Source organism: Nocardioides sp. NPDC101246 (genome assembly GCF_044767415.1).
Classification (GTDB): Bacteria; Actinomycetota; Actinomycetes; order Propionibacteriales; family Nocardioidaceae; genus Nocardioides.
In genome coordinates, this window is the sequence record NZ_JBIWNX010000003.1 from 238,375 (window position 1) to 261,673 (window position 23,299).

At 69.1% G+C, this 23,299-nt stretch carries 28 protein-coding genes; 18 read left to right on the plus strand and 10 right to left on the minus strand.

The genetic code is table 11. The annotated features are described in order from the left end of the window. Positions 1–20 precede the first annotated feature (20 nt). Entirely contained in the window at positions 21–428 is a 408-nt protein-coding gene (locus ACIRON_RS06675) for a VOC family protein (protein ID WP_402990588.1), read from the plus strand. 3 nt (positions 429–431) lie between these two features. On the opposite strand, the gene ACIRON_RS06680 is transcribed toward ACIRON_RS06675, so the two are convergent. Beyond that, positions 432–1,484, minus strand: coding sequence for a WD40/YVTN/BNR-like repeat-containing protein (locus tag ACIRON_RS06680; RefSeq protein ID WP_402990591.1), 1,053 nt, complete (start codon positions 1,482–1,484; stop codon positions 432–434). Between the two features lie 242 nt (positions 1,485–1,726). On the opposite strand from ACIRON_RS06680, the gene ACIRON_RS06685 reads away from it, so the two are divergent. Then, positions 1,727–3,574, plus strand: a complete 1,848-nt coding sequence (locus ACIRON_RS06685; RefSeq protein WP_402990593.1) for a glycoside hydrolase family 3 protein — start codon at positions 1,727–1,729, stop codon at positions 3,572–3,574. 59 nt (positions 3,575–3,633) lie between these two features. On the opposite strand, the gene ACIRON_RS06690 is transcribed toward ACIRON_RS06685, so the two are convergent. The 4 genes from ACIRON_RS06690 to ACIRON_RS06705 all read right to left on the minus strand — a co-directional run bounded on the left by ACIRON_RS06690 (position 3,634) and on the right by ACIRON_RS06705 (position 7,371). After that, complete coding sequence (locus ACIRON_RS06690) at positions 3,634–4,437, minus strand: M57 family metalloprotease (RefSeq protein ID WP_402990595.1); 804 nt, start codon at positions 4,435–4,437, stop codon at positions 3,634–3,636. Positions 4,438–4,602: 165 nt separating this feature from the next. Further along, positions 4,603–5,691 (minus strand): ABC transporter substrate-binding protein, encoded by a 1,089-nt coding sequence (locus tag ACIRON_RS06695; protein ID WP_402990598.1) that lies wholly within the window; start codon positions 5,689–5,691, stop codon positions 4,603–4,605. A 22-nt stretch (positions 5,692–5,713) separates the two neighbouring features. Continuing rightward, positions 5,714–6,565 carry an ABC transporter permease gene (locus tag ACIRON_RS06700; protein WP_402990600.1) on the minus strand — a complete coding sequence of 284 codons (852 nt, stop codon included), beginning with the start codon at positions 6,563–6,565 and terminating at the stop codon, positions 5,714–5,716. Then, the gene (locus tag ACIRON_RS06705; RefSeq protein ID WP_402990603.1) at positions 6,562–7,371 is read right to left on the minus strand and encodes an ABC transporter ATP-binding protein; all 810 of its coding nucleotides are present in this window, start codon (positions 7,369–7,371) and stop codon (positions 6,562–6,564) included. Before ACIRON_RS06705 ends, ACIRON_RS06700 begins: the two co-directional genes overlap by 4 nt. A 45-nt stretch (positions 7,372–7,416) precedes the next feature. Here ACIRON_RS06705 and ACIRON_RS06710 point away from each other — a divergent pair, with 45 nt between their 5' ends. Next, a complete protein-coding gene (locus tag ACIRON_RS06710; protein ID WP_402990606.1) occupies positions 7,417–8,199 on the plus strand; it encodes an exodeoxyribonuclease III in 783 nt (260 codons plus the stop codon). Positions 8,200–8,224: 25 nt separating this feature from the next. Here ACIRON_RS06710 and ACIRON_RS06715 read toward each other — a convergent pair whose 3' ends face one another. Continuing rightward, positions 8,225–8,764, minus strand: a complete 540-nt coding sequence (locus ACIRON_RS06715; protein ID WP_402990609.1) for a TetR/AcrR family transcriptional regulator — start codon at positions 8,762–8,764, stop codon at positions 8,225–8,227. A gap of 77 nt (positions 8,765–8,841) precedes the next feature. Here ACIRON_RS06715 and ACIRON_RS06720 point away from each other — a divergent pair, with 77 nt between their 5' ends. Both ACIRON_RS06720 and ACIRON_RS06725 read left to right on the plus strand, forming a co-directional pair. After that, positions 8,842–9,891, plus strand: a complete 1,050-nt coding sequence (locus tag ACIRON_RS06720; protein ID WP_402990612.1) for an aldo/keto reductase — start codon at positions 8,842–8,844, stop codon at positions 9,889–9,891. Positions 9,892–9,914: 23 nt separating this feature from the next. Next, positions 9,915–10,271 carry a VOC family protein gene (locus ACIRON_RS06725; RefSeq protein ID WP_402990615.1) on the plus strand — a complete coding sequence of 119 codons (357 nt, stop codon included), beginning with the start codon at positions 9,915–9,917 and terminating at the stop codon, positions 10,269–10,271. Between the two features lie 15 nt (positions 10,272–10,286). On the opposite strand, the gene ACIRON_RS06730 is transcribed toward ACIRON_RS06725, so the two are convergent. After that, the gene (locus tag ACIRON_RS06730; protein ID WP_402990618.1) at positions 10,287–10,649 is read right to left on the minus strand and encodes a TfoX/Sxy family protein; all 363 of its coding nucleotides are present in this window, start codon (positions 10,647–10,649) and stop codon (positions 10,287–10,289) included. A gap of 38 nt (positions 10,650–10,687) precedes the next feature. Here ACIRON_RS06730 and ACIRON_RS06735 point away from each other — a divergent pair, with 38 nt between their 5' ends. Beyond that, positions 10,688–11,779: a DNA recombination protein RmuC gene (locus tag ACIRON_RS06735; RefSeq protein WP_091050219.1), complete on the plus strand. Its 1,092-nt coding sequence runs from the start codon at positions 10,688–10,690 to the stop codon at positions 11,777–11,779. A gap of 4 nt (positions 11,780–11,783) precedes the next feature. Then, positions 11,784–12,227, plus strand: coding sequence for a DUF6542 domain-containing protein (locus ACIRON_RS06740; protein ID WP_402990625.1), 444 nt, complete (start codon positions 11,784–11,786; stop codon positions 12,225–12,227). Between the two features lie 5 nt (positions 12,228–12,232). Here the strand turns inward: ACIRON_RS06740 and ACIRON_RS06745 are convergent, their stop codons facing one another. Both ACIRON_RS06745 and ACIRON_RS06750 read right to left on the minus strand, forming a co-directional pair. Further along, positions 12,233–12,862, minus strand: coding sequence for an L-threonylcarbamoyladenylate synthase (locus ACIRON_RS06745; protein ID WP_402990628.1), 630 nt, complete (start codon positions 12,860–12,862; stop codon positions 12,233–12,235). Positions 12,863–12,916: 54 nt separating this feature from the next. Continuing rightward, on the minus strand, positions 12,917–13,915 hold the full coding sequence (locus ACIRON_RS06750; protein WP_091050225.1) for a 4-hydroxy-3-methylbut-2-enyl diphosphate reductase: 999 nt from the start codon (positions 13,913–13,915) through the stop codon (positions 12,917–12,919). A gap of 144 nt (positions 13,916–14,059) precedes the next feature. Between ACIRON_RS06750 and xseA the strand changes: the two genes are divergently transcribed. Both xseA and ACIRON_RS06760 read left to right on the plus strand, forming a co-directional pair. Beyond that, entirely contained in the window at positions 14,060–15,304 is a 1,245-nt protein-coding gene (xseA, locus tag ACIRON_RS06755) for an exodeoxyribonuclease VII large subunit (protein ID WP_402990633.1), read from the plus strand. After that, on the plus strand, positions 15,288–15,497 hold the full coding sequence (locus ACIRON_RS06760; protein WP_402990636.1) for an exodeoxyribonuclease VII small subunit: 210 nt from the start codon (positions 15,288–15,290) through the stop codon (positions 15,495–15,497). The genes xseA and ACIRON_RS06760 overlap by 17 nt, the downstream gene beginning before the upstream one ends. 110 nt (positions 15,498–15,607) lie before the next feature. Here ACIRON_RS06760 and ACIRON_RS06765 read toward each other — a convergent pair whose 3' ends face one another. Then, positions 15,608–16,231 carry a DUF4245 family protein gene (locus tag ACIRON_RS06765; RefSeq protein ID WP_402990639.1) on the minus strand — a complete coding sequence of 208 codons (624 nt, stop codon included), beginning with the start codon at positions 16,229–16,231 and terminating at the stop codon, positions 15,608–15,610. A 107-nt stretch (positions 16,232–16,338) separates the two neighbouring features. Here ACIRON_RS06765 and ACIRON_RS06770 point away from each other — a divergent pair, with 107 nt between their 5' ends. The 9 genes from ACIRON_RS06770 to ACIRON_RS06810 all read left to right on the plus strand — a co-directional run bounded on the left by ACIRON_RS06770 (position 16,339) and on the right by ACIRON_RS06810 (position 23,299). Further along, positions 16,339–16,728, plus strand: coding sequence for a molybdopterin-binding protein (locus tag ACIRON_RS06770; RefSeq protein ID WP_091050235.1), 390 nt, complete (start codon positions 16,339–16,341; stop codon positions 16,726–16,728). Continuing rightward, positions 16,725–17,480: a molybdate ABC transporter substrate-binding protein gene (gene modA, locus ACIRON_RS06775; protein ID WP_402990642.1), complete on the plus strand. Its 756-nt coding sequence runs from the start codon at positions 16,725–16,727 to the stop codon at positions 17,478–17,480. The genes ACIRON_RS06770 and modA overlap by 4 nt, the downstream gene beginning before the upstream one ends. Before the next feature lie 58 nt (positions 17,481–17,538). After that, a complete protein-coding gene (locus ACIRON_RS06780; protein WP_402990645.1) occupies positions 17,539–18,300 on the plus strand; it encodes an ABC transporter permease in 762 nt (253 codons plus the stop codon). Next, complete coding sequence (locus tag ACIRON_RS06785) at positions 18,297–18,995, plus strand: sulfate/molybdate ABC transporter ATP-binding protein (protein ID WP_402990648.1); 699 nt, start codon at positions 18,297–18,299, stop codon at positions 18,993–18,995. Before ACIRON_RS06780 ends, ACIRON_RS06785 begins: the two co-directional genes overlap by 4 nt. Positions 18,996–19,038: 43 nt before the next feature. Further along, positions 19,039–20,058 (plus strand): class II fructose-bisphosphatase, encoded by a 1,020-nt coding sequence (glpX, locus tag ACIRON_RS06790; protein WP_091050246.1) that lies wholly within the window; start codon positions 19,039–19,041, stop codon positions 20,056–20,058. A 181-nt stretch (positions 20,059–20,239) separates the two neighbouring features. After that, a complete protein-coding gene (locus ACIRON_RS06795; protein ID WP_402990653.1) occupies positions 20,240–20,707 on the plus strand; it encodes a hypothetical protein in 468 nt (155 codons plus the stop codon). After that, positions 20,704–21,009 carry a hypothetical protein gene (locus ACIRON_RS06800; RefSeq protein WP_402990655.1) on the plus strand — a complete coding sequence of 102 codons (306 nt, stop codon included), beginning with the start codon at positions 20,704–20,706 and terminating at the stop codon, positions 21,007–21,009. Before ACIRON_RS06795 ends, ACIRON_RS06800 begins: the two co-directional genes overlap by 4 nt. Continuing rightward, positions 21,006–22,796 (plus strand): alpha/beta hydrolase, encoded by a 1,791-nt coding sequence (locus ACIRON_RS06805; protein ID WP_402990658.1) that lies wholly within the window; start codon positions 21,006–21,008, stop codon positions 22,794–22,796. Before ACIRON_RS06800 ends, ACIRON_RS06805 begins: the two co-directional genes overlap by 4 nt. Then, on the plus strand, positions 22,793–23,299 hold the full coding sequence (locus ACIRON_RS06810) for a hypothetical protein (RefSeq protein WP_402990661.1): 507 nt from the start codon (positions 22,793–22,795) through the stop codon (positions 23,297–23,299). The genes ACIRON_RS06805 and ACIRON_RS06810 overlap by 4 nt, the downstream gene beginning before the upstream one ends.

The window sequence follows — 23,299 nt, forward strand, 5'->3', positions numbered from 1 at the left end:
CTTGGGTGGATGATCCGGCCATGAGTATCCAGATCCGCCACCTCACCTTCGACAGCGCCGACCCCCGCAAGCTCGGGGAGTTCTGGTCGGCCGTCACCGGCTGGCACCTCTTCTACGACGAGGACCCCGAGGTGATCGTCGCCCGCAGCTTTCCCTCGAAGGAGCTGATGTTCCTCTTCGTCCCGGTGCCGGAGGCGAAGTCGGCGAAGAACCGGGTCCACATCGACATCAAGCCGGAGGACACCACCCGCGACGAGCTCGTCGAGCGCGCGCTCTCGCTCGGCGCCACGATCTTCGGCGACCACCGCAAGGAGGACGGGACCGGCTTCGTCGCTCTCTGCGACCCCGAGGGCAACGAGTTCTGCATCGAGCGCGGCGAGCACGAGATGACCTCGAGCGGACCGATGACGATCGGGCTCACCATCTGACCCTCAGCGGGCGAGCACTCCGACCCGCCCGCCCGCACCGGCGGCCCAGCAGCTGCCCTGGACGCAGTCGACGGTGTGGAAGCGGGTCTGGGTGGCTCCGAACGGCTTCCACGAGCGGCCGTTGTCGTGGCTGATGTCGCTGCCGTTGGGGCCTACCGCGATCGCGGTGCGACCGCCGACCCAGGCCACCGCCTCGCGGTATCCGCCCAGGTCAGAGCCGGAGTTGATCCACGTGCGGCCGCCGTCGGTGGAGTAGGCGGCGCGGTCGACGCCGTCGTCCTCGAGGCCGAAGTCGCCACCGACCGCGATCCCCTGGCGAGGGTTGCGGAAGCCGAGCCCGAAGACGCCGGCGGCCTCGCCGGTCGCGATCGTGGAGTCGGCGGAGCGCCAGGAGCGACCACCGTCGTGGGTGGCGTAGATCTTCGCGGCCGCGCCGCCACCGCCGATCCAGGCATCGCGTGCCCCCGCGGTGACCAGGCAGGTCCCGCTGGCCGAGTAGCCGAACTCGCCCGGCGCCTCCAGGCCCCGCGTGTCCGCGATCGTCCAGGTGTCACCGCCGTCCGAGGTCGTGATGATGCGCCACTCGCCGTCGACCGGGTCGCTCATCGCGATCCCCCGCTTGCCGCCGGGCCAGAAGTCGACGCAGTTGTAGAACGCGGTCGGCTCCGCGGACCGGAACGTCTCGGTCCAGGTCGCTCCGCCGTCGACGGTCTTGTAGATCCGGCTCGCCTCGCCCTCGCCGATGGAGAGCACCACCGCCTCGCTCGCCGAGCGTGCCTCCACGTCGCGGAAGAGCAGCCCCCCGGATCCCGGTGGCGAGACCTCGTCCCACGTCTTTCCGCCGTCCGTCGTCCGGAACACTCCCCCGCCGTCCCCGCCGACCCACGCGGTCCTCCGGTCGACCGCGTCCAGCGCCCGGAACCCCTGCGTCGTATCGACGTTCACAGACGTCCAGTCGTACGCACCCCCTGACTGCACAGCCTGCGCCGCCGGCGCGAACGTGAGGGTGGTGAGAGCGAGAGTGGCCGCCGCTGCGGCTCCGACAACGATGCGCACGAAGGTTCACCCTGGCCCTGCGGGGCCGTTCTGTCCACCGATCCGGCAAACTCGTCCGCCGAATCGGTGGCTTTGGCAGGCGAATCTGTAGTTGTGGGTGACGAAAGTCGAGTTTCGTCCTCCACAACCGCGGATTCGGCGGGCCAGATGTGCGGACTCGGTAATTTTCTTCCGTGACCGGTTGGTAGCCCCTAGAGTGAATCGCCGTGCCGCGTACCAGCGGTGCAGATCGGGAGGTTGTCATGAGCGGAACGACACTGACCAGACGCGGAAGGTTGGCGGCTGCGGGACTCGCGGCTGCGGTGGCCGTGGCGATGCCGTACGCGGCGACGCACGCCGCAGAGCCGGATCCGCCCGCGACGGCCGCCGCCAAGAAGCCGACGCAGCACGGCAAGATCGTCTCGCTGATGCGCCACATGTCGCTGCAGCAGAAGGTCGGCCAGCTCTTCGTGATCGAGGTCTACGGACGCGACGCCAACAACGTCAGCGACACGGCGAAGGCCGGCAACCAGAAGCTCTACGGGGTGGACACCCCGGCGCAGGCGATCGCCAAGTACCAGCCCGGCGGCGTCATCTACTTCACCACCCGCGGCCCCGACAACATCGGCGACGCGGCCCAGGTGGCGACGCTCTCCAACGGTCTCCAGCACACCGCCCTGCAGCAGCGACCCAAGATCCCGCTCAACATCGCGGTCGACCAGGAGGGCGGCGCGCTGGTGGCCCGCTTCGGTCCGGCCAGCGGCGCCACCCAGATGCCCGGTCAGATGGCGCTGGGCGCCGACGGTTCGCCCGAGGACGCAGCCCGGTCGGCCGAGGTGATCGGCACCGAGCTGGCCGCCGTCGGCATCACCCAGGACTACGCGCCGGTCGCCGACGTCAACCTCAACCCCAACAACCCGGTCATCGGCATCCGCAGCGCCGGGGCCGACTCCGACGCGGTCTCCGACATCGTCGCCGCCGAGGTCGGTGGCTTCGACGACGGCGGCCTCTCCTCCATCGCCAAGCACTTCCCCGGCCACGGCGACACCGGCACCGACAGCCACTACGGTCTGCCCGAGGTGACCCACAGCCGCGAGGAGCTCGAGTCGATCGACCTGCCGCCCTTCGAGGCCGCGATCGACGCAGGGATCGACGCGATCATGACCGCCCACGTGACCGTGCCGGCGATCGACCCGAGCGGCGAGCCGGCCACCATGTCGGAACCGATCCTCACCGGTCTGCTCCGCGAGGAGATGGGCTTCGACGGCCTGATCGTGACCGACGCCCTCGACATGCAGGGTGCGAGCGCGACCTACCCGCCCGACGTCGCCCCGGTCGAGGCATTCCTCGCCGGTGCCGACCAGCTGCTCATCCCGCCGCAGATGGACACGGCGTACGCCGCGGTCCTCGACGCCGTCAAGGACGGCACCATCTCGCGCAAGCGGCTCGACCAGTCGGTCTACCGGATCCTCGAGCACAAGCTCGAGAACAAGATCTTCGAGAGCCCGTACGTCGACGCGGCCGCCGCTCCGGCGGTCTTCGACAACCCGGCGCACAAGGCCGACGCCCAGGCGATCTCCGATCGCACCACCACCCTGGTGAAGAACGACGACGGCCTGCTGCCGCTGGCGACCGGGGCGAAGAACGTCCTGGTCGCGGGCTGGGGCGTGGACACGACGGCGGGCATCGCGGCCGGGCTCCAGAAGCGCGGCGCGACGACCCAGGTCCTGCAGTCGGGCACCACTCCGACCGACGCGCAGATCGACGCCGCCGTCCAAGCCGCCGCGGGCAAGGACCTGGTCGTGGTGCCGACCAACAACGCCTGGCAGATCAACCCGGCGACCGGCCAGCCGACCCCGGCGGCCGTGGCCCAGACCAAGCTGGTCAAGGCGCTGCTCGCCACCGACGTCCCGGTGATCGTGACCGCGATGCGCAACCCCTACGACGTCACGTCCTTCCCCGAGGCCGCGACGGTGCTCGACACCTACGGTTACACCTCCCACCAGCTCGAGTCGCTGGTGCGGGTGCTCTACGGCGAGGTCAACCCGAGCGGCAAGCTGCCGGTCGAGATCCCCGACCTCTACCCGCTGGGCCACGGGCTGTCCTACTAGCAACACACGAAGGCGGCCCTCCCGGATTCCGGGAGGGCCGCCTTCGTGCTGCTGGTGGATCAGGAGCCGTACAGCGCCCGGATCCCGGCCGCGTCGGAGGCCTGGAACTCCAGGTCCGAGGAGGCGCCGTTGCACTGCGGGTAGTGCATGATCGAGGAGGAGTCGTACGGGGTCAGCGCACGCCAGTTGTTGTCCTCGAAGCAGGTCGCCGCCTCCGGGCGGGTGTGCTCGTGGCGGAACCCGAGGGCGTGACCGAGCTCGTGCCCCAAGATGTCACCCGGCTCCCAGTTGCCCGAGGAGAAGATCGAGTCGTCGATCAGCACGTTGCGCGAACGCTTCGAGGTCGACGGGAAGAACGCCCGCGCGATGTACTGCGAGGTGTTCACCGGCTCGACCGAGAAGAGCACGTTGGAGTTGCGGGTGGTACACGAGGCGTCCTGGGCCGGGACGTAGGTGAACTCGACCGCCGAGCTCGCCGCCTCCCACAGGCCGGCACCCTGCGCCATCGCCGAAACGATGCCGGCCTTGTCGGTCCCGAACTTGTCCGAGACACAGTAGGTCAGGTTGAGCGCCTGGGAGGCCGACCACTTGTCGTCCTTGCCGCTGACGGTGTTGACGATGAGGCCGTCCTCAGCGACGTGCTTCGGCGTCGAGACCATCGAGTTGTAGAACTTGTGCAGGTCACCCTGGTTGGACACGACCTCGTCCCCGTTGACGACGTACTGACCGTCGACGTCGACGTACGTGGACGCCTCGAACTCCTGGTAGCTCGGTGCCTCCTCGGCGAATGCGGGAACCATCGACGCAGTCAGCGCCGCGGCACCCGCAGCCGCGGCGATCATCATGGGAATACGAACTCGCATAGCTCTTCCTCCTGGAAATGTGAGCGGCCGCCCGAGATAGGGCACCCCGAGGGCCACAGGAGATTCAAGCGTTACGACCCCGGATACGGGATAGAAACTTCGGTCAAATTCCCATTCGACAGGCAAAAATTGCGACCAGAACTCGTACGTTTGCCACCGGTCGCATCACGGAGCGGGCCAGATCACCTTGTCGTCGTCGTCGACGACGGCCTCGGCGAAGGACGTGTCGAACCAGGAGGCGGCCTGCTCGGGCGTGACCTTCTGCCCCGCGTACGCCGTCACGACCCCGGCCAGCGCCGCGACGTTATCGGGATCGACCGAGCCGAACTTCCCCGGGAGCGGGTTGTCGGCCGCGACCTCGACCTCGGTGCGCCAGATGGCCGTCTCGTGCTTCTTGTCCGATTCGGCGCCGGCCAGGTCGTGCTGGTAGCCGATGCACTCCTCGACATGGTCGGCGGCGGCGCAGTAGGTGTAGGCCTTGAAGACGGCCCGCAGGACGTCCTCGACGGCGGTGGCGTGCTTCTTGGCCCACGCTGGGTTGACCGAGTAGGCGCCGAGAGATCCGGGCACGTCGAAATCGGTCGGCTCCCAGACCGTCACCTTCTCGCCGGCCGCCTTGAGCTGGTTGGGCTCGTTCGAGGCGAAGCCGACGAGCGCGTCGACCTGGCCGCGGGGCAGGACACCGGGGTCGTAGCCGACCTTGACCTGCTTCACCTTCGACATGTCGACCCCGGCCTCGGCGAGCATCGCCTGCACCCCGACCGGCACCCAGCCCTTGTGGCCGAGGGTCTTGCCCTCGAGCTGCTTGAGATCGGTGATCGAGGTGCCGGTCATCAGCACGTCGAGGCCGGCGTTGGAGTAGGACGAGACGCCGAGCACCTTCAGGCCGCTGGCGTTGGAGGTCATGATGTCCTGCTCGGAGAGGGGTCCGACCTGCACCTTCCCGGCCGCGATCAGCTTGGCGTTCTGGGAGACGTCGCCCGAGCCCGGCTGGAGCTCGACGTCGAGGCAGAGATCCTCGAAGTAGCCGAGCCGATCTGCGGCGATGACCTCCATGATCGAGGCCGACGCCTGCCAGTAGTAGCCCGACATGTAGGTGATCCGGCCGGCGTCCTGGTTCTGCTCGCAGCGCTCGGCCGAGACCGCGCTCCCCTGCTCACCGGCGGAGTCCGACGAGGACCCGCAGGCGGTCAGCGCACCCATCAGGACGGCTGCCGCGATGAGGGCAGCGGCGATCGGACGTACGCGAGACATGAAGTGCTCCTTCACTCGAGGATCAGGACTCGTGCCAGTGGAGCACTCGACGCTCGGCGAGCGTCACGAGCCAGAACAGCAACGACCCGAGCGCCGCGAGGACGAAGATCGCTGCCCACACCGTAGCCAGTCTGTTCTGCGAGCTGGCGACCTGTATCACGCTGCCGAGGCCGTCGGCCGACCCCGCTGCGGAGAGCTCAGCCACGACGGCGCCGATCATGGACAGCGGGAAGACGATCCTCAGGGACGCGAAGACGTACGGCAGCGACGCGGGCACCCGCAGGTGGCGCAGCACCTCCAGCCGGCTCGCGGCCACGGTGCGGTAGACCTGCAGCACCGGCGACGGCACCGCCCGCAGCCCGGTCGCCACGTTGATCAGGATCGGGAAGAAGCAGACCAGAGCGGTCAGGACGACCTTCGGCCCCATCCCGAACCCGAGCGCGACCACGAGCAGCGGCGCGATCGCCACCAGCGGCGTCACCGAGAGCACCACCGCCACCGGCATCACCGCACGCCGCACCACCGCGACCTCGCTCACCACGACGGCGAGCGCGAAGGCGGCGACGAACCCGATCCCGAGCCCCACCAGCGCCTCGCTGAGCGTGACCAGGGTGTTGCTCAGGAAGTAGCCCGGGTCCTCGGTCAGCACGCTCGCGATGTCGCCGAGCGGTGCGAACAGGTAGGGCATCCGTCGCGCGCCCACCTCCCAGGCGAGCCCGAGCACCACGACGAGGAGTACGAACGGGAGCCAGTAGCCCGGCCGGAGCAGCCGTGTGCGGCGGCGCAGGCGGCGCGCGGCGAGCTGCTCAGGGGTGGGGACGACCAGATGCGGCCGCTGCGGCGGGGCCGGCTGCGTACCGGAATCGAGGGTCACGAGACGACCTCTGCGTGGCTGAAGGCGTCTCGCAGGCTGTCCCGGAGGGCGAGCTCGTAGGCGTGGAACTCGGGCGAGGTGAGGAGCTCCTGGTGGCGAGGGCGAGGCAGGTCGATGTCGATCACGTCGGTGATCCGCCCCGGTCGCGGAGCCATCACCACGACCTTGTCCGACAGCCTGACCGCCTCGGAGATCGAGTGGGTGACGAAGACGACCGTCGCGTGGGTCTGCTCCCACAGCTCCAGCAGCTGCTCCTGAAGAGCCTCGCGGGTGAACTCGTCGAGCGCACCGAAGGGCTCGTCGAGAAGGAGTACGTCGGGGCGCAGCCCGAAGGCACGTACGATCGCGGTCCGCTGCTTCATGCCGCCCGACAGCTCGGCGGGCAGCTTGTGGAGCGACTCCCCCAGGCCGACCTCGCGGAGCATCGCCTCGAGGTCAGGGCGGTTGCGGCTGCCCCCGCGCCGATTGACCCCGCGCCGATTGACCTTGTGCGGCAGAGTCACGTTGCCGAGCACGCTCAGCCAGGGCAGCAGTGCCGGAGACTGGGGCACGAACCCGAAGGCCTTCGCCTCGGCCGCCTCCTTCGGAGTCAGCCCGCACACGGTGATCCTCCCGGCGTCGGCCGACTCCTGCCCGCTGATCAGCCGCAACAGCGTCGACTTGCCGCACCCCGAGGGCCCGATGATGCTCACGAACGTGCCCGGCTCGATCGTCAGGTCGATGTCGTCGAGCGCGATCAGCTCGGAGAGATCTGCCTGCTCGTAGAGACGACGGACCCCGTGCATCTCGATCGTCGCGCTGCCCACGCCTCAAACGGTAGTCCAAAGCATCTTCTGGATAGTCTGACGGGCGTGCGTATCGCCACCTGGAACATCAACTCCATCCGCTCCCGCATCGACCGGGTCGAGGCCTTCGTCGAGCGACACTCGATCGACGTGCTCGCCGTGCAGGAGACCAAGGCCAAGCCCGACCAGATCCCGACGATGGGGCTGGAGGCCCGTGGCTACGAGGTCGCCTCGGTCGGCTACGACCAGTGGAACGGCGTCGCGCTGATCTCCCGGATCGGGCTGAGCGACATCCAGGTCGGGTTCGAGGGGATGCCGTCGTTCAAGGACGTCGCGGAGGCGCGGGCACTCTCGGCGACGTGCGGCGGGGTCCGGGTGACCTCGGTCTACGTCCCCAACGGCCGCAAGCCCGACGACCCGCACTACGCCTACAAGCTGGAGTGGCTCGCGGCCCTGCAGAAGGCTTCCCAGGCCTGGCACGACGGCCCCGCGGCGATGGTCGGCGACTGGAACGTCTGCCCCTTCGACGAGGACTGCTTCGACCCCAAGCAGTTCGTCGGCAAGACCCACCTCACCCCCGCCGAGCGCGACGCCTTCTTCGCCATCGAGAAGGACTTCAAGGACGTCGTACGCCCCTTCGTGCCCGGTCCTGATGCCTACACCTACTTCGACTACTACCGGCAGCGGTTCGAGCGCAACCGCGGTCTCCGCATCGACTTCGTCCTCGGCTCTCCGCTGTTCGCCGAGCGGGTCACCGGCGCGTTCGTCGATCTGGACGAGCGCAACCCGGCGATCGGCACCGGCGCCCCCTCCGACCACGCCCCGGTGATCGTCGACCTCGCCGACTGAGGCCGAAGGAGCGGGGAACCCGCTGTCACCGCTCCTGCACGAGCCTGGCCAGGGCGGCGGCGTACGGGGCAGGATCGACGTCACCCCGGACCGCGAGCTGCTGGGTGTAGCCCTGGCAGAGGGCGACGAATGCCTCCGCGGTCGCCTCCGCCTCCACCGGCTCGCGTCCGGGCAGCAGGTCGACGACCGCGGCGCGCAGCTCGTCGACCTGCCGCTGGACGATCGCCGCGAGCGGCGCAGAGATCGCCGCTTCGGCGTAGATCTGTGCGATCAGCCGCGCATGGTCCCGCTCGAGAGCAGCCGAGCGGATGACCTCCAAGAAGCTGCGCAGGGATCGCTCCGAGAGATCGTCCGGCAAGTCCGAGGTCGTCTGGTCGCAGATCGCGACGATGAGGTCGTTCTTGCTCTTGAAGTAGCGATAGATCGCCCCGTTCGACATTCCTGACGCCTCGACGAGGTCGGTGGTCGAGGTTCCGGCGAACCCTTGGGTGGCGAAGAGCGAGCGCGCCGCGTCGAGGATCTGCTGGCGACGGGCGTCGAGGTGTTGTTGGCTTACCTTGGGCAAAATAGAGTGACCGTTCGTTTTATTTGATATCGTTCCCGACGATACCCCAGGAAGCCTGCTGACTTTAGGAGTTTCTCGTGCGCTACAAGGTCTTCGGGCGACACAGCGGGTTGCGCGTGTCGGAGTACGTGCTCGGCACCGCCAACTTCGGCTCCGCCCCGTCCGCGACCGGCCTGGCCGGAGCCAAAGAGATCTTCGAGGCGTACCTCGGAGCCGGGGGCACCACCTTCGACGTGTCGAACATCTACCAGGGCGGCGAGGCCGAGACGGTTCTCGGGAACCTGATGGGCCGAGACCGCGACGACTACGTGCTGATCGCGAAGTACGGCGGGAGCAGGCAGGATCACGTCCGCCCCGGGACGACCGGGAACGGCCGCAAGATCATGGTGCGCTCTCTGGAGGAGACCCTCACCCGGCTGGGCACTGACCACGTCGACGTGTTCATGCCGCATCTGCCTGACGGCCTCACCCCGATGACGGAGATCCTGGCGGGTCTCGACGATCTGGTTCGCGCCGGCAAGGTCCGCTACGGCGGTCTCTCGAACTTCCCCGCGTGGCGCGTCGCAGGAGCCGTGGTGCGCTCGGAGCTGAACGGTCGGGACCTGCTCGCGGGCATCCAGACCGAGTTCAGCCTCGCCGAACGGTCCGCCGAGCGCGAGCTGATCCCGATGGCTCGGGCGCACGGTCTCGGCGTCGTTGTCTACTCACCGCTGGCCGGTGGCCTGCTGACCGGCAAGTATCGACGCGGCGAGACAGGTCGGCTCAGCACGCGCCTCGCCGACCACGGCACCGCTGCGGACTCGGCCGACGCGGTGCTCGACGCCGTCACCTCGGTCGCGGCGGACCTGGGGACCGGCCCGGTCCAGGTCGCACTCTCCTGGCTCCGACAGCGCGCAGAGGTCGCCGGCACCACGATGATCCCGATCATCGGACCACGGACCCCCGCCCACCTGACCGGATATCTCGAGGCGCTGGGCGTGGATCTCACCACCGAGCACTATCGGCTGCTGGACGAGGCCAGCACGATCCGGCTCGGCGCCCCGCACGACGCGGTCGCAGACGCCCTGGCCCACGGCACCGACGGCGACCGGAGCCGCCTGGACGCCGCCGGCGCACCGGCCGCATGACCACCATCTCGAACGGAGCCCGCATGAGCGTCGGACACATCGCCTCCATCAATCTCGAATGCACCGACCCGCCGGCGCTCGCCGGTTTCTGGGCCGGCATGCTCGGAGGCGACGTCGTGATCGACACCGCCTCCTTCGCCGCCGTCAAGGTGGGAGAGCTCTACGTCGGCGCGACCCTCACCGAGGGCTACGCTCCACCGACCTGGCCTTCGGCGGAGCGCTCCCAGCAGATCCATCTCGACATCACTGTCGACGATCTCGACGCCGCGGAAAGGGCCGCGATCGACCTCGGCGCCGTCAAGGAACCCGATCAGTTCAACCCGGACCGCGCGCGTGTGCTCCGCGATCCTGCCGGGCACCCGTTCTGCCTACGCGCCTGACGGGGCCGGGCCGATCTACTTCGGTGGCTTCGGCGGCAGCGACTCAGCCACGGCGACCCCGCGGGCGACCCAGTCGGCGAGCGCGTCTCCACCGACCAGGTCGGCGGCGACGTTGACGTAGCCGGACATCGTCCGAGCGCCCATGGTCATCGGCTCGGCGCCCGCGGCGAGGGCGGTCTCGTAGGCCGACCTGCCGGTGCGGACGAGCAGGTCGTCGGCGCCGACCGCGCACGCCATGTTGCCGTTCACCATGAACGCCAGCCCACCGAACATCTTCACCTCGGTGGTGCCGGCGGGCATCAGGTCCCGCACGCGTTCGGCCAGCTCGACGTTGTAGGCCATGCCTCCATGGAACCACGAACCGCCGACCGTGCCCATCGAACGAATTGTCGGTGGTCCCTGGGAGGATCGATGGCATGGAGATCTTGATCCTCGTGCTCGGGCTGGTGATCGGTCTTGCCCTGGGCGCCGTGCTCGGGGTGCTGTGGGCGCGGGCCCGGAGCGTGGGGACGGTCGCGGCGGGGATGGTGGACCAGGCCGAGGTGATGCAGGGGCTGGACCGGCTCAGCGACCAGATGCAGCATCTCGACCGGGAGCGGGCCCGCTGGCAGGGGCAGTTCGAGACAGAGGTCGGACGGCTCCAGACCGAGACCCGATCGCTGTCGACGGCGCTGCGGAAACCCCAGGTCAGAGGCCGCTGGGGCGAGATGCACCTGCGCCGCGCGGTGGAGCTCGCCGGTCTGGTGGACAAGTGCGACTTCTCCGAGCAGGTCCACCTCGAGGACGGGCGCCTGCGCCCCGACCTGGTGGTGCACCTGTCGGGCAACAAGGAGCTGGTCGTCGACTCCAAGGTCCCCCTGGACGCCTACCTCGACGCCGCGGCCGCGGACAACGAGGACGACTATCGCGCTCACCTGCGCAGGCACACCGCCCAGCTGCGTACGCACGTGGACCAGCTGGCCTCGAAGTCCTACTGGCGCTTCCTGGAGGAGTCACCCGAGTTCGTCGTGCTCTTCGTGCCGGCGGAGTCGTTCCTCTCGGCGGCGCTGGAGACCGAACCCGGCCTGATCGAGTACGCCGCGGAGCGCCGGGTCGTGCTGGCCTCACCGACGACGCTGATCGCGCTGCTGCGCACGGTGGCGCACGGATGGTCCCACGAGGCGCTTGCCGAGCAGGCCCGGGAGATCCACCGGCTCGGCCGTGACCTGCACCAGCGCCTCTCCACCATGTCCAGCCACCTGGACGGGATCGGGCGCTCCCTCAACACCGCGGTGACCCGCTACAACCAGGCGATCGGATCCCTCGACAACCGGGTCCTGGTGGCCGCCCGTCGTTTCAATGAATTATCGGTAACCGACGATGAGCTCGAGACGCCGCGTCCGGTGGAGATACGCGCTGTCGAGCGGCTCAATAGTGTAAGGGAGGATGATCGGCGCGCCGCCGAGAATGACGGTGTGCCGGGCCCTACCGTGGGTTCGGATACACAGGCTGCATACGAGAGATCGTGACCCCATGAGTCAGCGCACCATCTGGGAGGAAGGACGCGAGTCCGGCCGCCATGTTGTCGCGCTCGGATCCGCCACGTCGCTGACGGTGACCTTCGTCGATCTGCTCATCGACGACCAGATCGGCCTGTTCTTCGACTTCGCCTTCGTGGCGATCGCGCTGACGCTCGCGCTGATCGTCAGACCCAGTGACTTCTTCGTGGTCGGCGTGCTTCCACCGCTGATCATGCTCGGCATCTTCATCCTGCTGGCCGCCACCCAGCCCGGGTCGATCGCCGACGCCGGAGACGGCTTCGTCCAAGCCGTGGTCAGCGGCCTCGGACACCACGCGATCAGCCTGTTCATCGGCTACGCCCTGTGCCTGGGCTGCCTGGTGATGCGCCGCCGCGTCCTGAAACAGCGCACCGAGACCCGCGACGAGGTCGAGCGCGAGCGCGCCCTCGCCTCCTAGCGCGCTCAGTCCAGCGCCAGGAACCCGGAGACGTCGCCGGCACCCTCACGGATGACCTCGGGCTCACCGTCGGACCAGTCGATGACCGTGGTCGGCTCGGCCGGGGTCTCACCGGCCTCGATCACGATGTCGACCTGATGGTCGAGCGCCTCCTTGACGTTCCACCCGAAGACCTCCGGCTCGGTCTCCCCGGGCAGGATCAGCGTCGAGGACAGCAGCGGCTCACCGAGCTCCTCGAGCAGCGCCTGCACGACGGCGTGCTCGGGGATGCGTACGCCGACGGTCTTCTTCTTCGGGTGCATCAGCCGTCGCGGCACCTCGGGGGTCGCCGGGAGGATGAACGTATAGGGCCCCGGAGTCGCGTGCTTGATCGCCCGGAAGGCGCTGTTGTCGACGTGGACCATCGTGCCCAGCTGGGCGAAGTCCTTGCAGATCAGCGTGAAGTGGTGGCGGTCGTCGAGACCACGGATCCGCAGGATCCGGTCGCGACCGTCCTTGTTGCCGATCCGCGAGCCGAGCGCGTAGCCGGAGTCGGTCGGGTAGGCGATCAGCTGGTCATCACGCAGGGCATCGACGACCTGGCTGATCAGACGGGACTGCGGGTTGTCAGGGTGTACGTCAACGAAGCGAGCCACGGACACGACCCTAGCGCCTCGCGCGGGCCGGTTCCTTCACCGAGGCGCAGAACCTCAGCCGCGCGCTGCGGCCGCCTTCAGGTCCTTGCGGAGCTCGGTGGGCAGCGCGAAGATCAGCGACTCCTCGGCGCTCTTGTGCGCCTTGGCGTCGGGGAAGCCGCGGTCCTTGAGGAACTCGACGACACCCTCGACCAGCTTCTCGGGCACGCTGGCTCCGGAGGTGACCGAGACGCTGCGTACGCCCTCGAGCCAGGACTCGTCGATCTCGCCGGCGTCGTCGACGCGGTAGGCGGCCTTGGCGCCGGCCTCGAGAGCGACCTCGACCAGGCGGACCGAGTTGGAGGAGTTGCCGGAGCCGACGACGATGACCAGGTCGCTGCCGCCGCCGATCTCCTTGACCGCCTGCTGGCGGTTCTGGGTGGCGTAGCAGATGTCGTCGCTGGGCGGGTCGAGCAGCTCGGGGAACTTCGCCCGGAGCGCGGCGACCGTCTCCATGGTCTCGTCGACCGAGAGGGTGGTCTGGGAGAGCCAGACGACCTTGGAGGGGTCGGCGACCTCGACACCGGGTACGTCACCGGGGCCCTCGACGAGCGTGGTCGCCTCCGGCGCCTCACCCATGGTGCCCTCGACCTCCTCGTGACCGGCGTGACCGATCAGCAGGATGCTGTAGCCCTCGCGCGCGAACCGCTTGGCCTCCAGGTGGACCTTGGTGACCAGGGGGCAGGTCGCGTCGATCGTCTTCAGCTCACGCACCGCGGCGTCGGCGTGGACCGCCGGGGAGACGCCGTGGGCGGAGAAGACGACGGTCGCACCCGAGGGCACCTCGTCGAGCTCGTTGACGAACACCGCGCCACGGTTGCGCAGATCGTCGACGACGTGCTTGTTGTGCACGATCTCCTTGCGCACGTAGACCGGCGCACCGTAGAGGTCCAACGCCTCCTCGACGGTGATCACGGCCCGGTCCACCCCCGCGCAATAGCCGCGCGGCTCCGCGAGGAGGACAGCCTTCTCGTCGTCGGAGATCAGGCGTGGGGTGCCGAGGTCGATGCTCATGGCTCCATTCTAGAGACCCGGCCCGAGAACGCCGAGTCGGCTCATCCTGACGCCCGCCCGCGCCGAGTCGGCTCGTCATGACGCGCCGACTCGGCCGGGATCTGGGTCAGGATGAGCCGACTCGGCGGCACTAAGGTGGCTGCCATGGCGTTGGACACCTCCCCCGAGTCGCCCGCTCCGGTGCGGCAGATCGCGAACGCGATCGGCGGCTGGATCGACAAGCTCGGTGCGGTCTGGGTGGAGGGGCAGGTGGCCCAGCTGAGCCGGCGGCCGGGGATGCAGACCGTCTTCCTGACCCTGCGCGACTCGGTGGCCGACATCTCGGTGCCGGTGACGTGCACCAGATTCCTGCTCGACAGCCTCAGTCCGCCGCTGGTCGAGGGCGCCTCGGTGATCATCCACGCGAAGCCTTCCTACTACGCCAACCGCGGCACCCTGTCGCTGCAGGCCCGCGACATCCGTCCGGTCGGGCTCGGTGAGCTGCTCGCCCGGCTCGAGCAGCGCCGGCAGCTGCTGGCCGCCGAGGGGCTCTTCGCCGCCGAGCTCAAGCGGCCGCTCCCCTTCCTGCCGACCAAGGTCGGACTGCTCACCGCGGCCAACTCCGCGGCCGAACGCGACGTGCTCGAGAACGCGAAGCGACGGTGGCCGCAGGTGCGGTTCGAGGTGGCGTACGCCGCGATGCAGGGGGCCCGCAGCGCCGCCGACGTCGTCGAGAAGCTGCAGCGGCTCGACCGCGACCCCGAGGTCGACGTGATCGTCATCGCCCGCGGCGGCGGTTCGGTCGAGGACCTGCTGCCGTTCTCCGACGAGCACCTGATCCGGGCTGTGCACGCCGCTCGCACCCCGGTCGTCTCCGCGATCGGCCACGAACCCGACTCGCCGCTGCTGGACCTGGCGGCCGACGTACGCGCCTCGACTCCGACCGATGCGGCCAAGCTCGTCGTACCCGACGTGGTCGAGGAGCAGCGGATCGTCGCGACCGGACGCGACCGGCTCCGCGGCGGGATCGCCACGCTGATCCACCGCGAGCAGACGCTCCTGGACGCGTTGCGCTCGCGGCCGGTGCTGGCCGACCCGCGCTCGCTGATCGACGCCCGCCGCGACGAGGTCACCTCGCTGCGCGACCGTGCCCGCCGCACCGTCGGCCATGCCCTCGACCGGGCCGCCGACGACATCGGCCACCATCGTGCCCGCGCTCGCGCGCTCTCACCCCTGGAGACGCTGAGACGGGGGTACGCCGTCGCCCAGGATGCCGACGGACACGTCCTGACGAGCGTCGCCGACGCCGCCGAGGGCGCCGCCGTCAGCATCCGCCTCGCCGACGGCCGCCTGACGACAACCATCACCTCGATCGAGAAGACCGACCCCAAGGATGACACCGATGACTGACGACAACAGCGACCTGTCCTACGAGCAGGCCCGCGAGGAGCTGGTCGAGGTCGTCCGCAAGCTCGAGGCCGGCGGCATCACCCTCGAGGAGTCCCTCGCCCTGTGGGAGCGTGGCGAGAAGCTGGCCAACCTGTGCCAGGAGTGGCTCGACGGCGCCAGGAAGAAGATCGACGCCGCCATCAGCGACGACTGACGAGACGTCACTCCCGCCGCCCGAGGCGTCACCCCCGTCGACCGAGTGGTCACGACGCTGCCAACTCGGCCGACGCGGCTGCCAACTCGGCCGACGCGGGTGACGTCTCGCTACTTCAGGGGCTCGGTGGTGATGAGCGCTAGGTAGTCGCGTACGTCGCTGTCCTTGGGGCCCCAGAGCATCAAGGTCTGGCCGTCGACCTCGGCCGAGTAGCCGGTGTCGCCGCCGGAGTCGGACCATTCGGTCCAGGTGTCGGCGAGCTCGGTGTCGATGCTGACCTCGTCGCCCTTCGTGGCCTGGGTGTCGACGTTCTTCTGAGCCAGCGCCTGCGCCGAGCGGGAGGAGAGTTCCAGGCCGACGTAGGAGGTCTCACCCTTGACGAACGACATCGTCCACGCGGGCTCCCCGCCGCCCTGGTAGGACGGGTCGGTGTTGGCGTACCAGCCCGAGGGCAGCTCGCGCGGGTAGACGACGTCGAGGTCGGCGACCTGGGCGCTGCGGACGGCCTCGGCCCAGTCGGCCTTGTAGGTCTCGTTGGCGCCGCTGACCTCGCGCTCGAGGTTGCCGCGCCACTGCACGATCAGCACGATCGGGACGACGAGGACGAGCAGGAAGATCATCGACCCGATCAGGGCACCGAACGTACGCGGGTAGCTGCGTGCCGGGGTCTCCGGCTGCTCGCCCGCCGGCTGACTCGACGGTTGGGCGGGCTGCTGCTGATCGGTGTCGCTCACGCCCTCCATGGTCCCACTCGACCGCGAACGCCGCGAAACCTGGAACCGATGTTCCGCAGATGAGGACATTTGACCCATGATCGCTCCGCAGATGCGATACTCCTCCGGTGACCACGTACCGTATCGCCGAAGCCGCTGGTCTTCTCGGCGTCAGCGACGACACCGTGCGCCGCTGGATCGACGCGGGACGAATCGAGGCGAGCACGGAGAACGGCCGGGCGGTCATCGACGGCATCGTCCTGGCCGAGCTGGCCTCGGAGCTGGCCGATGCCCCCAACCCGGACCGGGCGAAGGCGGTCAGCGCCCGTAACCGAATGCTCGGGATCGTCACCAAGACCACTCTGGACACGGTGATGGCCCAGGTGGAGATGGTCTGCGGTCCCTACCGCATCGTCTCCCTGATGAGCGCGGAGGCCGCCATCGAGCTGGGCCTCGAGCCCGGCGTCAGCGCGGTCGCATCCATCAAGTCAACCAACGTCGTTGTGGAGCGCCCATGATCAAGAACCCTGGAATCAGTGCCGTCGTCGCGGTGGCGGCCGCTGTTGCGCTCGCCGGCTGCGGAAGCTCGAGCGAGGGGTCGGAGGACCGCGAGCTGACCGTCTTCGCGGCGGCTTCGCTGACCGATACGTTCACCGAGCTGGCCGAGGAGTTCGAGAAGGACCACCCCGGCGTGAAGGTGACCACGAGCTTCGGTGGCTCCTCCGACCTGGTGGCCCAGATCGAGGACGGCGCCCCGGCGGACGTCTTCGCCTCGGCCGACACCAAGAACATGGACAAGCTCGGCGACCTGGCCACCGACCCGCAGGACTTCGCCTCCAACACGCTCGAGATCGCCACACCCCCGGGCAACCCGGCCAAGATCACCGCCTTCCAGGATCTCGCCAAGGCCGGGACCAAGGTCGTGGTCTGCGCGGTCGAGGTCCCGTGCGGCAACGCGACCGCCCAGATGGAGGAGAAGACGGGCATCGACATCGAGCCGGTCAGCGAGGAGCAGTCGGTCAGCGACGTACTCGCCAAGGTCACCTCCGGTGACGCCGACGCCGGCCTGGTCTACGTGACCGACGTGACCGCCGCCGGCGACACCGTGACCGGGGTCGAGTTCGAGGAGTCCGACCAGGTCGTGAACACCTACCCGATCAGCACCCTCGACGGCGCGGACGACGCCGACCTCGCCCAGGAGTTCGTCGACCTGGTGCTGAGCGAGGCGGGACAGAAGGTGCTGAGCGATGCCGGCTTCGGCCAGCCCTGATCTTCTCGGGAGGTCCAGACGGACGGACCGGCAGCGGGGGGCCGGTCCGTCCGTCGGTATGCCCCGCTGGCTATGGCTCCCGGCGGCACTCGCCGCGGCGTTCGTCATCGTCCCGCTCGCCGCGATCATCCTCCGCGTCGACCTGGCGAGCTTCCCCGCACTGATCACCTCGCCCTCCGCACTGGAGGCGCTCTGGCTCAGTCTGCGCACCGCCGCCGCCAGCACGGCGTTGTGCATCCTCCTCGGCGTACCTCTCGCGACAGTGCTCGCCCGCACCGACTTCCCGGGTCAGGGTCTGCTGCGCTCCCTGGTGCTTCTCCCGCTCGTGCTGCCGCCGGTCGTCAGCGGCCTGGCCCTGCTCTACACCTTCGGCCGCCGGGGCCTCCTCGGCCAGTCGCTGGACCTGGTCGGCATCCAGATCACGTTCACGACGCTCGCCGTGGTGATGGCGCAGACCTTCGTCGCGCTGCCGTTCCTGGTGATCAGCCTCGAGGGCGCGCTGCGCACCAGCGGCACCCGCTACGAGGCGGTCGCGGCCACGCTCGGCGCCCGCCCGACCACCGTCTTCCGGCGGGTCACCCTCCCTCTGGTCGGCCCCGGCCTGCTCTCCGGTTCGGTCCTGGCCTTCGCCCGCTGCCTGGGCGAGTTCGGCGCCACGATCACCTTCGCCGGCAACCTCCCGGGCGTCACCAGCACCATGCCGCTGCAGGTCTACCTGCTCCGTGTCGACGACCCGGACGCTGCGGTCGCGCTCTCGCTGGTGCTGGTCGTCGTCGCGGTCGCCGTGATCGGCTTCGCCCGCCACGGGAGGGCCCTATGAGTTCGCTACACCTGCGTGCGGTGATCCCCCAGCGCGGCATCGACGTCACCCTCGACGTGGCCGCGGGCGAGACGGTCGCGCTCACCGGACCCAACGGCGCCGGCAAGTCGAGCATCCTCGGCGTGATCGCCGGACTCCTCCGCCCCGACGAGGGAGAGGTACGCCTCGGCGACCGCGTCCTCGACGCCACTCCCCCGCACGCCCGCGGGATCGCGCTCCTGGCCCAGGACCCGCTGCTCTTCCCGCACATGTCCGTGCTCGCCAACGTCGCCTTCGCACCCCGCGCCCGCGGCGTACATCGTCGGCAGGCCAACGAGCTCGCCACCCGCCACCTCACCGAGATCGGCGCCGAGACGCTCGCCGGGCGCAAGCCGTCCCAGATCTCCGGCGGCCAGGCCCAGCGTGTTGCGGTGGCCCGAGCGCTGGCCGCCGACCCCGAGCTGCTCCTGCTCGACGAGCCGATGGCCTCGCTCGACGTCGACGTACGTCCTGCCCTGCGCCAGACGCTCCGCGAAGCCCTCGCGGACCGGACCGCCATCATCGTCACCCACGACGCCGCCGACGCCCGTGCGCTCGCCGACCGTGTGGTGGTGATCGAGCACGGTCACATCGTCGAGGACGGCCCCACCGAGCAGGTTCTGGAGCACCCGCAGTCGGGCTTCGCTGTGAGGCTTGTCTCTGGATCGATCAAGTGACACCGTGACCGCTCCACCGCGCCCGGCCGATAGATTGACTCCTATGAACGACACCCAGCCGCTCGGCGTCGCCCCCACCGCTCCTGACCGCAACCTGGCCCTGGAGCTCGTGCGCGTGACCGAGGCAGCGGCGATGGCCGCCGCTCGCTGGGTGGGTCGTGGCGACAAGAACGGCGCCGACGGGGTCGCGGTCAACGCGATGCGCACGATGATCTCCACGGTCGCCATGAACGGCACCGTCGTCATCGGCGAGGGCGAGAAGGACAACGCCCCGATGCTCTACAACGGCGAGCAGGTCGGCGACGGCACCGGACCCGACTGCGACGTCGCGGTCGACCCGATCGACGGCACCACCCTGACCGCCAAGGGCATGAGCAACGCCGTCGCGGTGATGGCGGTCGCCCCGCGCGGCAGCATGTACGACCCCAGCGCCGTCTTCTACATGGAGAAGCTGGTCACCGGTCCCGAGGCCGCCGACGTCGTCGACATCCGCCTCCCCGTCGCCGAGAACATCGCCGCGGTGGCCAAGGCGAAGGACACCAAGGCCTCCGACATCACCGTGATCGTGCTCGACCGGCCGCGCCACGACAAGATGGTCGAGGAGATCCGCGAGACCGGCGCCCGGATCAAGTTCATCGTCGACGGCGATGTCGCCGGCGCGATCTCGGCCGCCCGTGCCGGCTCCGGGGCCGACCTGCTGATGGGCATCGGCGGCACTCCCGAGGGCATCGTCGCCGCGTGCGCGATGAAGGCGCTCGGCGGCACCATCCAGGGCCGACTGTGGCCCAAGGACGACGAGGAGCGCCAGCGCGCCCTCGACGCCGGCCACAACCTCGACCCCGACTTCGTGCTCCACACCGACGACCTGGTCACCGGCGACGACTGCTTCTTCGTCGCGACCGGCATCACCGACGGCGACCTGATGCGGGGCGTGCAGTACCTCCCCCACGGCGCCATCGTCACCGACTCCCTGGTGATGCGCAGCCGCTCGGGCACGATCCGCAAGGTCACCTCGGAGCACCAGCTCGCCAAGCTCCAGGCCTACAGCGCCATCGACTTCTGAGCTCGCCCGGCGCTTGCGCCGGACCAGAGACGCGGCAAGGACCTCCCGGTCCTTGCCGCGTTTCTCGTTTTCCTTCACGTCTGCGAAGCAACCGCCCGTGGTGCCGATTTGTTGCTATCTTGTGGTGTGACACGAGCATTGATGAGCGTCTCAGGTGTATGTCATTCGGGGAGGCATCGACGTGACGGACCCATTCTTCGCTGCGCTGCGGGCACGTCGCCCGGACGTCGACATCGTGATCCTTCCGCCACAAGACCCTCCCGGGCCCTCCCCCGAGGCGAGAGCCGATGAGCTGAGCCGGTCGGCAGAGGTGGTGGACGCAACCGTCGCGGCGATCGCCGCGCGCCTGCCGGAGCCGACCTCCGACGGGCCGCGATGGGAGACGTACGCCAGCAAGAAGCTGCGCCGCTGGGCCCAGCTCGAGGCTCGAGCGGCTGACGGCGACGCGATCCTGGCCGGCCTCGATCAGAGCTTCCGAGACGCGAGGTGGCACTCCGAGGTGGCGGTGAAGGCGTTCCACCGATGGACCGCCTCACAGTCGGACGCCGAGATCGTCGGCACCTGGTCCGCGAGCCATCACGGACTCGTGGTGACGGTGACCGGCCGGGTTCTACGTCCCGCGGCGGACCTGCTGGAGGCGTTGACATGACGCTGCACGTCGAGCCCGCCAAGGTCCAGTCCACGGCTGCCGCATGGGATACGGAGAACCTTCACCTCACCGCCGCGGCGAAGCAGCTCCACGGTGTCGGCACCGGCGGGTTCACCCCCACCGTGGCGAGCCTGGTCGGACAGTTCGTCGAGGCGTGGGAGGCGATCGCCACGAGGTCCGCGCGCGTCTCCGAGTCCCAGGCCGACGGACTGAGGAGGACGGCGATCGACATCCTCCGGACCGACGCGACGACCGACATCAACGCATCCTTGGTGCTGAGCAGCATCAAGGAGCTCCGGTGACCATCACCATCTCCTTACCGCCGAAGCCCAGCGAGACCCCCGAGTTCACCGCGGACGGGCAGAAGGTCCACGACGCGGGGACCACCCTGCGCACCTCCTCATCGATCTTCGACGACCATGGCTCGTTCGCGGGCGGGAAGGCCAAGGATTCCGGCCTCCTCGACGGCCGGTCGGCCGCCGCGTACGCACAGGCGCTCAGCCCCGTCGGCAAGCACGCAGACGCCTGCTCCCTGGCGCTGCGCGCCGCGGCCAACGCCGTCCTGGGCCACGGCGACGAGCTGGTCGACCTCAAGAAACGTCATCAGCAGCTCGAGGGCGACCGGGAGCACCTGGCCCGCCAGGTCGACGCGCTCATCGCTCGGGCGAATCCGCTACCCACCGACGAGGCCGAGCTGCGGATCCTCAAGTCGGACTGCGAGCGCTGCACCAGCCAGGTCGAGGCGTACGAGTCCGATCTGGTGAGCTGGACCGAGGATCTCGAGGCCAGCGAGGAGAAGGTCGCGGCTGCGCTCCGCGATGCGATGACCGAGCAGCAGGTCGACCAGAAGTACGGCGGGGTGGCCGATCCCGCGGACACCGCCAGAGACTCGATGCCGTCGGGCAACGATCCCAAGTCGGTCAAGGCGTGGTGGGACGGCCTCACCGAGGAGCAGCGAGCGGCCATGACCGCTGCCTATCCCGAGATCGTGGGCAACACAGACGGCATCCCCGCGGCCGCCCGCAGCGATGCGAACACGATCTCGCTCGACCGCGACCTCGCCGAGCTCGGCGCGATCCCCGAGGACCAGCGCACCGACGACGAGCGGACCCGCTACGACAACGCCCGGGCCGCCGAGGAAGCACGGCGGAGGATCTCGAAGAGTATCGACCCGATCACGGGCGAGAACTACGTGCCGCAGATCTACGCCTACGATCCTATGGCGTTCGATGGTGACGGTGCAGTCGCGATGGCAGTCGGTGACCTGGACACGGCCGACAACGTCTCGGTGAACGTCCCCGGCCTCACCACCGACATGGAGGCCGCCGGCGACAACGCCCAGAACGCCATCAACCTCCAGCAGGCGGCGGCGTTCGAAGGCGGAACCAGCACTGCCACGATGTTCTGGATCGGCTATGACGCTCCCAGCGGTGCCGACTCGGTCGGGGTCGCCGCCGAAGGCATGGCCACCGCTGGCGGCGAACGTCTCGCCGACACCCTCGACGGGCTCAACGCCATGCGCTCCGACGACTTCCACCTCACCGCCATCGGCCACAGCTACGGGTCCACCACCGTCGCCCACGCGATGACCGACCATCACCCCGGTGCCGACGACGTCGTCCTGCTGGGCAGTCCTGGCGCGGGCGACGATGCCGACTCTGCCGACGACCTGGGCATCGGGTCGGGACACGTCTTCGTCGGTACGAACAGCGAGGACCTCGTCGGCCGGTTGGGGCAGACCGGATGGGTCAGCCCCGCAGCCATCGGTGCGGGTGTGCTCACCGGCCCCCTCGGCGGCGCCGTCGCCCAGATGGCCGGCGCCGGCCTCGGCCACAACCCGGCCGAGGACGACTTCGGTGCCGTACGCTTCCAGGCCGAGAGCACCAGCAGAGGGTCGATCCCCAACATCGACGACCACGTCAAGTACTACGACCATGACACGGAGTCACTCGCCAACATGGCCCACATCGTCAACGGCCAGTACGACGAGGTCGTGCGCGCCGGACAGGTGCACGACCCGTGGTACCGCGACCCGGTCGACCCCGAGACCGACCGAACGCCAACCAGCCCGAACACGGACGGCAGATGACCGCCCGGGCATCGGTCGCCATGGCGGCGGCACTGACGATCCTGGTTGCCGGAGGATGTGGCGCAGTGAACGACGAGACCTACACGAAGCTGGAACGACAGCGAGACGACGTGCTCGGCTGGGCGCGCGATCTGTCTTCCGTCGCCGAGGCGACCCTTGCCGCGTCCCCGGAGGATGCGACGCAAAGTTACGACGGGGTGGCCAGGTCGGGCGTCTCGGACCGGTTCAAGTCCTATAAGTACGACATCCAGGCGCGGTTCATCACCGAGCAACAAGATCCCCTGGCTGCGTTGAGCGATGACCTCGCTTCGTACGACCCCACGTTGACCACCTCGAACGCACTACGGCTCTCGCACGGCGAGCTGACGGCTTTCTTCCAGACCTATCCGAAAGGTCCCGGAAGGGTCGGCATGTTCGTCGAAGGGCCTGCGATCGAGATCGACCACGACCAGATCCGCGACTGGGACGGCTTCGTCGTCGGTGAACCGGTCGACCTGCAATGA

What these genes read in the sequence shown, in the direction of transcription:
- ACIRON_RS06675 (WP_402990588.1), top strand. Translation starts at nt 21, where the DNA reads ATGAGTATCCAGATCCGCCACCTCACCTTCGACAGCGCCGACCCCCGC.
- ACIRON_RS06685 (WP_402990593.1), top strand. Translation starts at nt 1,727, where the DNA reads ATGAGCGGAACGACACTGACCAGACGCGGAAGGTTGGCGGCTGCGGGA.
- ACIRON_RS06690 (WP_402990595.1), bottom strand. Translation starts at nt 4,437, where the DNA reads ATGCGAGTTCGTATTCCCATGATGATCGCCGCGGCTGCGGGTGCCGCG.
- ACIRON_RS06695 (WP_402990598.1), bottom strand. Translation starts at nt 5,691, where the DNA reads ATGTCTCGCGTACGTCCGATCGCCGCTGCCCTCATCGCGGCAGCCGTC.
- ACIRON_RS06725 (WP_402990615.1), top strand. Translation starts at nt 9,915, where the DNA reads ATGAGCGTCGGACACATCGCCTCCATCAATCTCGAATGCACCGACCCG.
- ACIRON_RS06730 (WP_402990618.1), bottom strand. Translation starts at nt 10,649, where the DNA reads ATGGGCACGGTCGGCGGTTCGTGGTTCCATGGAGGCATGGCCTACAAC.
- ACIRON_RS06735 (WP_091050219.1), top strand. Translation starts at nt 10,688, where the DNA reads ATGGAGATCTTGATCCTCGTGCTCGGGCTGGTGATCGGTCTTGCCCTG.
- ACIRON_RS06740 (WP_402990625.1), top strand. Translation starts at nt 11,784, where the DNA reads ATGAGTCAGCGCACCATCTGGGAGGAAGGACGCGAGTCCGGCCGCCAT.
- ACIRON_RS06750 (WP_091050225.1), bottom strand. Translation starts at nt 13,915, where the DNA reads ATGAGCATCGACCTCGGCACCCCACGCCTGATCTCCGACGACGAGAAG.
- xseA (WP_402990633.1), top strand. Translation starts at nt 14,060, where the DNA reads ATGGCGTTGGACACCTCCCCCGAGTCGCCCGCTCCGGTGCGGCAGATC.
- ACIRON_RS06760 (WP_402990636.1), top strand. Translation starts at nt 15,288, where the DNA reads ATGACACCGATGACTGACGACAACAGCGACCTGTCCTACGAGCAGGCC.
- modA (WP_402990642.1), top strand. Translation starts at nt 16,725, where the DNA reads ATGATCAAGAACCCTGGAATCAGTGCCGTCGTCGCGGTGGCGGCCGCT.
- ACIRON_RS06780 (WP_402990645.1), top strand. Translation starts at nt 17,539, where the DNA reads ATGCCCCGCTGGCTATGGCTCCCGGCGGCACTCGCCGCGGCGTTCGTC.
- ACIRON_RS06785 (WP_402990648.1), top strand. Translation starts at nt 18,297, where the DNA reads ATGAGTTCGCTACACCTGCGTGCGGTGATCCCCCAGCGCGGCATCGAC.
- glpX (WP_091050246.1), top strand. Translation starts at nt 19,039, where the DNA reads ATGAACGACACCCAGCCGCTCGGCGTCGCCCCCACCGCTCCTGACCGC.
- ACIRON_RS06800 (WP_402990655.1), top strand. Translation starts at nt 20,704, where the DNA reads ATGACGCTGCACGTCGAGCCCGCCAAGGTCCAGTCCACGGCTGCCGCA.
- ACIRON_RS06810 (WP_402990661.1), top strand. Translation starts at nt 22,793, where the DNA reads ATGACCGCCCGGGCATCGGTCGCCATGGCGGCGGCACTGACGATCCTG.